Below are 6512 nucleotides of genomic sequence, written 5' to 3'. Positions count from 1 at the left end.
CCCCCAACTGGGCCCCGGCCTGCGCCGGGGTGGTAGGGGTGGTGGAAGGGGCGTCGTCTTCCCCTCACCGTCGCCCCGGCGCAGGCCGGGGTCCATGTTTCCGCTTGAGCCGGCGTCGATGCTCTTGCGGGGCGGCTGGACCCCGGCCTGCGCCGGGGTGACGGGTTGGGGGGCGGTGCGGTCTTACTTCGCTTCTGGCGCCGCCACGCGGCCGGTGCGTTCCAGCTTGCCCCAGCCGACGACCATCCCGCGCACCGCCGAGGAGATGGCGCGGATGACGACACCGTACATGATCTGGCGGTATACCAGCCGCTGCGCGACGAGCAGCAGCGCCGGGTAGCGTTCCTTGTGCCCGTCGAGGCGATAGGCGATCCAGCCGCAGAACACCTCCACGGTGGTGAAGACCAGCCAGTAGATGCCCATCTTGCTGATGTCGCCGCTGGTCTGCGCCCAGCCATGCTGATGGACGCGCAGCGCGGTGCCGAGGATCGACAGGACGAGCGTCAGGTCGATCAGCGGCGAGATCGCGGCGAAGAAGATCTGGAACAGCCATGCCTGCGGCAGGCCGACCAAGGCGAGGCCGGAGGGCTTGCGGGTGCGCAGCACCGCGCGGTGCTTCCATAGGCATTGCAGCGTACCGAAGGCCCAGCGGTAACGCTGCTTGGCGAGCGCGCGGAACGTCTCGGGCGCCTCGGTCCACGCGACCGCGCGCGGATCGTAGGTGACGCGCCAGCCGGCGCGCTGGATCGCGATCGTCAGATCCTGATCCTCGGCCAGCGTATCTTCCGGGTAGCCGCCGACCGCGTCCAGCGCGGCGCGACGCCATGCGCCGACCGCGCCGGGGACGACCGTCATCGCGTCGAACCCGGCGAGCGCGCGGCGTTCGAGGTTCTGCGCGGTGATATATTCGATCGCCTGCCAGCGCGTGACCAGGTTCACGCGGTTGCCGACGCGCGCGTCGCCCGCCACCGCGCCCAGCCGCGGATCGGCGAACCAGCGGACCAGCCGCGTGATCGTCTCCGTCTCGAACTGCGTATCGGCGTCGAGCGCGATGATGACCTCGCCGGTGGCATGCAGCAGCGCGCGGTTGAGCGCGGCCGCCTTGCCGCCGTTCTCCAGCGTCAGCAGCGTGACGCGCGCGTCGTCGGCGAAGGCGGCGGCCACGGCGGCGCTGGTGCCGTCCTTCGATCCGTCGTCGGCGACGATCACCTGAAGGTCGGGATAGTCGCTGGACAGGACGCGCGCGACCGAGCTGGCGATCACCCGTTCCTCGTTATAGGCCGGGATGATGACCGAGACGGTCGGGCGGTACACCGGCGGCTCGCCGCGCCGGCGGCGGCTCTGGACCCATGCCAGCACCGCCATCAGCACCGCGCGCGCCATGCCCAGCGCGATCGCGATATAGGCCAGCCAGCCGATCAGCCCCACGATCGCCGCCAGCACCACGAACATCGCGACGTCGGCGCGCACGGCCAGCAGGTCGTGCCCTTCCACCCGGGGCATCGCCTGCGCCTGGTTCAGCCCGGCGAGTTGCGAGACCGTGCCGAACGTATAGCCCTCCGCCTTCAGCGTGGCGATGATCCGCGGCAGCGCGGCGACCGTCTCCGACCGATCCCCGCCGCCGTCATGCAGCAGGATGATGTTGCCCGAACTGGTGGGGGTCGCGTTGTGGACCTGATCGAGCACCTGCGTCACGATCGATTCGGTGCCGGGGCGCGCCCAGTCGTCCGGGTCGACGTGCAGCCCGGTGACGGTGTAGCCGAGTTGCTGCGCGATCAGCGCCGGCCCGAGTTCGTCGGTGGTGGTCGGCTCGGCATCGCCGAAATAGGGCGCGCGGAACAGCGTCATGCGTCGCCCGGTATAGGCCTCCACCAGCCGCTGGGTCGTGTTGATCTCCAGCTGCGCCTGCCGGTCGGACACGGCGGCGAGATTGGGGTGGCTGTAGGTGTGGTTGCCGATTTCCCCGCCGTCCGCGATGATGCGGTTTAGCAGTCCCGGCTCCTCCAGCGCATTCTGCCCGATGACGAAGAAGGTGCCGGGGACGTGCGCCTTCTCCAGCTCGGCGAGGATCTGCGGCGTCCATTTGGCGTCCGGACCGTCGTCGAAGGTGAGCGCGAGCAGCTTCGGGTTCTGCGCACCCGTGCGCTGGACGACATAGGGGGTCGGCAGCACGTCATAGCGTTCGTCGGTGATGATGCCGCGCGCATCGCGCGTGACGCGGCGGACGCCGGGGGTCGGCGTGGCGGTGATGCGCAGGATCTCGCCGCTGCCCTCCACGTCGGCGTTGAGCAGCGAGCGCGGGCTGGACAGGTCCGGCGTCGTGCCGGTCCGCCATGCGGCGAGGTCCGACCAGAAGCCGGGATCCTCGCTGCCCAGCCGCCACAGCGCGATATCGTCGATGCCCATCCGCTTGAGCGCGGCCAGCTCGTTCCAGCTGGTCGCGGCGTCCATCATCCAGATCGTGTGGCGCCTCCCGTCCTCGTCATAGGCGAAGCCGGCGTTGCCCGCGTTGCGATCGAAGGTGATCGAGGCCTGGCTGTCGTGCGCGGCGAGCCACGCATCCTCGATCGACATCGCGTCGGTATCGTCGCCGTGCCAGTCATAGGCATAGCTGCCCAGCGCGACGATCAGCTTGTCGCGGCCGATCGCCTTCAGCCCGTGCGCGACCTGATCGACGAACCACGGCTGCGCCGCGATCGGGCCGGGCGAGCCGCCCTCCCAATGCTGGTCATAGGCCATGAAGATCACGCGGTCGGACAGGCGCGCGATGGCGGCGAGCGGCCACGCCTCGTCCTCGGCCGGCACGGTCACCGCCAGCTGCGATCCCCTGGGCAGCGCGGCGCGCACGGCGCGGAGGAAGCGCAGGTAATCGCCCATCGCGCCGTCGGGCAGCGCCTCGAAATCCATGACCAGCCCGGCGCGGTGCGTGGCGGCGACATAGCGGCCCAGCTTCTGCGCGAAGGCACGCGCGGCGACCGGATCGTGGAGCAGCGCGGCGGCACCGGCGCCGTCCCAGTCGCTGTCGCCGAAATTCTGCACCATCGGCAGCACCTTGGGCGGATGCTTCATGACCGAGATCATGCGATCGAACTGCGGATCGGGCTCCACCTGTACCTGATGGGTCGGGCCGGACACGCTGACGAAGGCCGGCACCACCCAGTCGAGGCTGGCGCTGTGCCGCCGCAGCGAGGCGATGCTGCCGTCGTCGCCGGGCACGTAGAAGCCGACCGACAGCGGCGTCTTCGGATCGGCCGCCGCGCGGTGCGGCAACCAGCGCGCGATCCCGCCCCGCGAGGTGTCGGCCCGCAACGCCGCCGCCCTGGGCTGCGGCAGCGGCAGCGCCAGATCGCGTCCGCGCGGCACGCGGATCAGCGTGACCGCGAACACCATCGCGCTGATGACGATCACCACCAGCAGCGCGGCCAGCGCGCGCTTCGAGAAGCGGCTGCGCCGCCCGGTCGGATCGAAGAAGATCGGACGCGTCGACATGGCTCAGCGACCCTCCGTGGTCGGCGCCGCGCAGGCGTGGAATGGCATCACGTAACAGGCTCCCGACGGGCAAGGCGCCCGCAATCCTGCCCCCTGTACCGGCCCGCCGATGTCAGGAGCGTGAGAGGAAGGTTACGGTTCGGTCATCCGCGTCGGCAACATGACGGAACGGTCATGTGCGGCTCATCTTCCGTCGATTTCCAACGGTGTATCGGGACAGGCAAGGAGGTGTCCTGCCCATGCCGACCGTGCCGCCCGCCCGCCATCGCGCCCCGCGCACCGACCCCGATCTGCGCGCGGTCGGGCTGCTGGCGCTCGCGCTCGTCCTGGCGGCGGCGCTGGCCGGCATGGTGTGGTCGCGGTCGCTGGGCGGCTACGCTCCGTTGCACGGCAGCGACCTGGTCGGCGCGACCTTCGCCCCGGGCGGGCCGGATCTGGTGGTCGTCAACAGCGTGCGCGCCGATGGCGCGGCCCGGCGCGGCGGATTGCAGGTCGGCGATCTGATCGAGGCCATCGACGGCGCCGCGGTGCCGACCGTCGATGCGGCGGATCGCGCGCTGATCGGACAAAAGCTCGACATTCGCGTCAGACGCGGCAAGAGGGAGATCGACCTGCACCTGGACGCGACGGGGGGAGCGCCGCTTGGCCAACAAGATCCTGCTGATCGAGGATGACGACGCCACCGCCGACTTCGTGTCGCGCGGCCTGACCGAGGAAGGCTTCGTCGTCGATCGCGCCGCCAATGGCCGCGACGGCCTCTTCCATGCCACCGACGGCAGCTACGACTGCATCGTGCTCGACCGGATGTTGCCGGGGATCGACGGCATGGGCGTGCTGGGCGCCGTCCGCGCGGCGGGGATCGAGACGCCGGTGATCGTGCTGTCGGCGCTGGGCGCGGCGGAGGATCGCATCCACGGCCTGACCAACGGCGCCGACGATTACCTGACCAAGCCGTTCGCGTTCATCGAGCTGCTCGCGCGGGTCCGGCTGCTGATCCGGCGCGGCGGGGCGGGCAAGGCGGTGGAGACCGTCCTGCGCTGCGGCGATCTGGAGATGGACCTGCTCGCGCGGCGCACCCGGCGCGCGGGCAAGGCGATCGACCTGCAACCGCGCGAGTTCCGGCTGCTCGAATTCCTGCTCCGCCACGCCGATCAGGTGGTGACGCGCACGATGCTGCTGGAGGGCGTGTGGGATTATCACTTCGACCCCGGCACCAACGTGATCGACGTGCACCTGAGCCGATTACGCAAGAAGGTGGACGAGGGGTTCGAGCGGCCGCTGCTGCACACCGTGCGCGGCGCGGGCTACCGGCTCGGCATCGATCCGTAACGCCCGGCGATGTACCGGTCCGCGACCTTCCGTTTCGCCGCGCTCGTCTTCATCCTGCAACTGGCGAGCGCCGCGGCGCTGATCGTGATGATCGGCCTGTCGGTGCGCCAGCAACTGAACAGCGATGCGCGGCGGACGGTCGCGGTGCTGCGCGACGACCTGCGCGCCAGCTATGCCGGTGGCGGGGTCGCCGGTCTGGCGCGCGAGGTACGCTTGCGGACCGGCGCGCTGGTGACGCCGGGCACCGTGCTGCTGCTGGCGGACCGCGACGGCGGCCGGATCGCCGGCAACCTGGACGCCTGGCCGCCCAGCGTGACGCCGGGGGCGGGCAGTACCGAGGTGACGCTGTACCGAAGTGGGCTGACCGCCGCGGAAGCGATGCACGTCGAGGGGATGCGGTTGCGGGGCGGCGAGCGGCTGCTGGTCGGCACCATCGTCGCGGGGGAGGCGCGCGCGATCAGGATGCTGGAGCAGGTGAGCGGGGTGGCGCTGCCGCTCGCGCTGATGTTCGCATCGCTGGCGGCGTGGATGGCGGCGCGCATGATCGTCGCGCGGCTGGAGGAGCCGCTTGCGGCGTTGAACGCGGTCGCGGCCGGCGATCTGGGCGCGCGCGTGCCGGACGATGGCTCGCACGACGCGCTCGCGACGCTCGGCGTGGCGATCAACGGCGCGCTGGAGCGCGTCGAGACCTTGATGAGCGAACTGCGCATGGCGACCGACGGGCTGGCGCACGACCTGAAATCGCCGCTGACGCGGATGCGCGTCGTGCTGGAGCGCGCCGCCACGGAGGTGCGCGAACCGGCCGCGATCGAGTCGATCGATCGCGCGCTGGCCGAGGCCGACCGGCTGTTCACGATGGTGCAGACCGCGCTCAGCATCACCCGCGCCGAGGCGGGGATCGGTCGCGAGACGTTCGTGGCCGTCGATCTGGCCGTCGAGCTGGCGGGCATCGCCGAGATGTACGCGCCCGTGGTCGAGGATGCCGGGCGGACGCTGGCGCTCGACGTGCCCGGGACGCTGCCATGGGTGGTGCACCGCGAATTGCTGGCGCAGGCGCTCGGCAACCTCATCGACAATTCGCTGAAATATGGGGCGGGTCCGGTCACGCTCGGGCTGGACCACACGGACGGGCAGGTGCGCGTCACCGTCGCCGATCGCGGACCGGGCATCCCCGCCGCGCGGCATGAGGATGCGCTGAGGCGGTTCGGGCGGCTGGACGACGCGCGTAGCGGGACCGGTGCGGGACTTGGCCTGTCGCTCGCAGGCGCGGTGGCGCGGCTGCACGGCGGCGGGCTCGTGCTGGGCGACGCGGCGCCCGGGCTGGTGGTGACGCTGAACCTCGGCGGGTGAATCGCGTTCGGGCAAGGACGATTGGAGGAGATGCCCGATGCCCGCCACATCCGCCGCCCAGCAAAAGGCCGCCGGCGCCGCGCTCAGCGCCAAGCGCGGGGAACAGCCGAGGTCGAAGCTGAAGGGCGCATCGAAGGAAATGGAAGCGTCGATGACCGAGGCGCAGCTGGAGGAGCTGGCGTCGACGACGCGGAAGGGGAAGCCGGAGCACAAGAAGGCTGGTTGAGGGCGCTACAACGGCCGCCAGGGCGTCTCGATCCACATTTTTGCAGAAAATGTGAAAAAGGGGCTTTACGTGCTCATACGGCTCCCCTAGATGGGTGTCACCGCAGCGGTGGTGCTCT

Annotated in this window: 5 protein-coding genes; 4 read left to right on the top strand and 1 reads right to left on the bottom strand. The window is 70.7% G+C overall.

The genetic code is table 11. The annotated features are described in order from the left end of the window. Window positions 1-183 precede the first annotated feature (183 nt). Window positions 184-3489: a glycosyltransferase gene (locus NS334_RS16050; RefSeq protein WP_058756959.1), complete on the bottom strand. Its 3306-nt coding sequence runs from the start codon at window positions 3487-3489 to the stop codon at window positions 184-186. Window positions 3490-3728: 239 nt separating this feature from the next. Between NS334_RS16050 and NS334_RS16045 the strand changes: the two genes are divergently transcribed. From NS334_RS16045 to NS334_RS16030, 4 genes are read left to right on the top strand one after another with little or no spacing between them, the layout of a single operon-like run. After that, window positions 3729-4163 carry a PDZ domain-containing protein gene (locus tag NS334_RS16045; RefSeq protein ID WP_058756958.1) on the top strand — a complete coding sequence of 145 codons (435 nt, stop codon included), beginning with the start codon at window positions 3729-3731 and terminating at the stop codon, window positions 4161-4163. Then, entirely contained in the window at window positions 4132-4818 is a 687-nt protein-coding gene (locus NS334_RS16040) for a response regulator transcription factor (protein ID WP_058756957.1), read from the top strand. Before NS334_RS16045 ends, NS334_RS16040 begins: the two co-directional genes overlap by 32 nt. Before the next feature lie 9 nt (window positions 4819-4827). Continuing rightward, entirely contained in the window at window positions 4828-6168 is a 1341-nt protein-coding gene (locus tag NS334_RS16035; RefSeq protein ID WP_058756956.1) for a sensor histidine kinase, read from the top strand. A gap of 37 nt (window positions 6169-6205) precedes the next feature. Further along, window positions 6206-6394, top strand: a complete 189-nt coding sequence (locus tag NS334_RS16030) for a DUF3008 family protein (protein WP_058756955.1) — start codon at window positions 6206-6208, stop codon at window positions 6392-6394. Window positions 6395-6512 lie beyond the last annotated feature (118 nt).

Source organism: Sphingomonas endophytica, from assembly GCF_001476895.1.
GTDB classification, from domain to species: domain Bacteria; phylum Pseudomonadota; class Alphaproteobacteria; order Sphingomonadales; family Sphingomonadaceae; genus Sphingomonas; species Sphingomonas endophytica_A.
The sequence above is the reverse complement of the archived record's forward strand: the minus strand, read 5'-3'. Positions and strand labels throughout refer to the sequence as shown.

Bases quoted from the DNA above. Each gene is read 5' to 3' on its own strand.
- NS334_RS16050 (WP_058756959.1), bottom strand. From the start codon at position 3,489: ATGTCGACGCGTCCGATCTTCTTCGATCCGACCGGGCGGCGCAGCCGC.
- NS334_RS16045 (WP_058756958.1), top strand. From the start codon at position 3,729: ATGCCGACCGTGCCGCCCGCCCGCCATCGCGCCCCGCGCACCGACCCC.
- NS334_RS16035 (WP_058756956.1), top strand. From the start codon at position 4,828: ATGTACCGGTCCGCGACCTTCCGTTTCGCCGCGCTCGTCTTCATCCTG.
- NS334_RS16030 (WP_058756955.1), top strand. From the start codon at position 6,206: ATGCCCGCCACATCCGCCGCCCAGCAAAAGGCCGCCGGCGCCGCGCTC.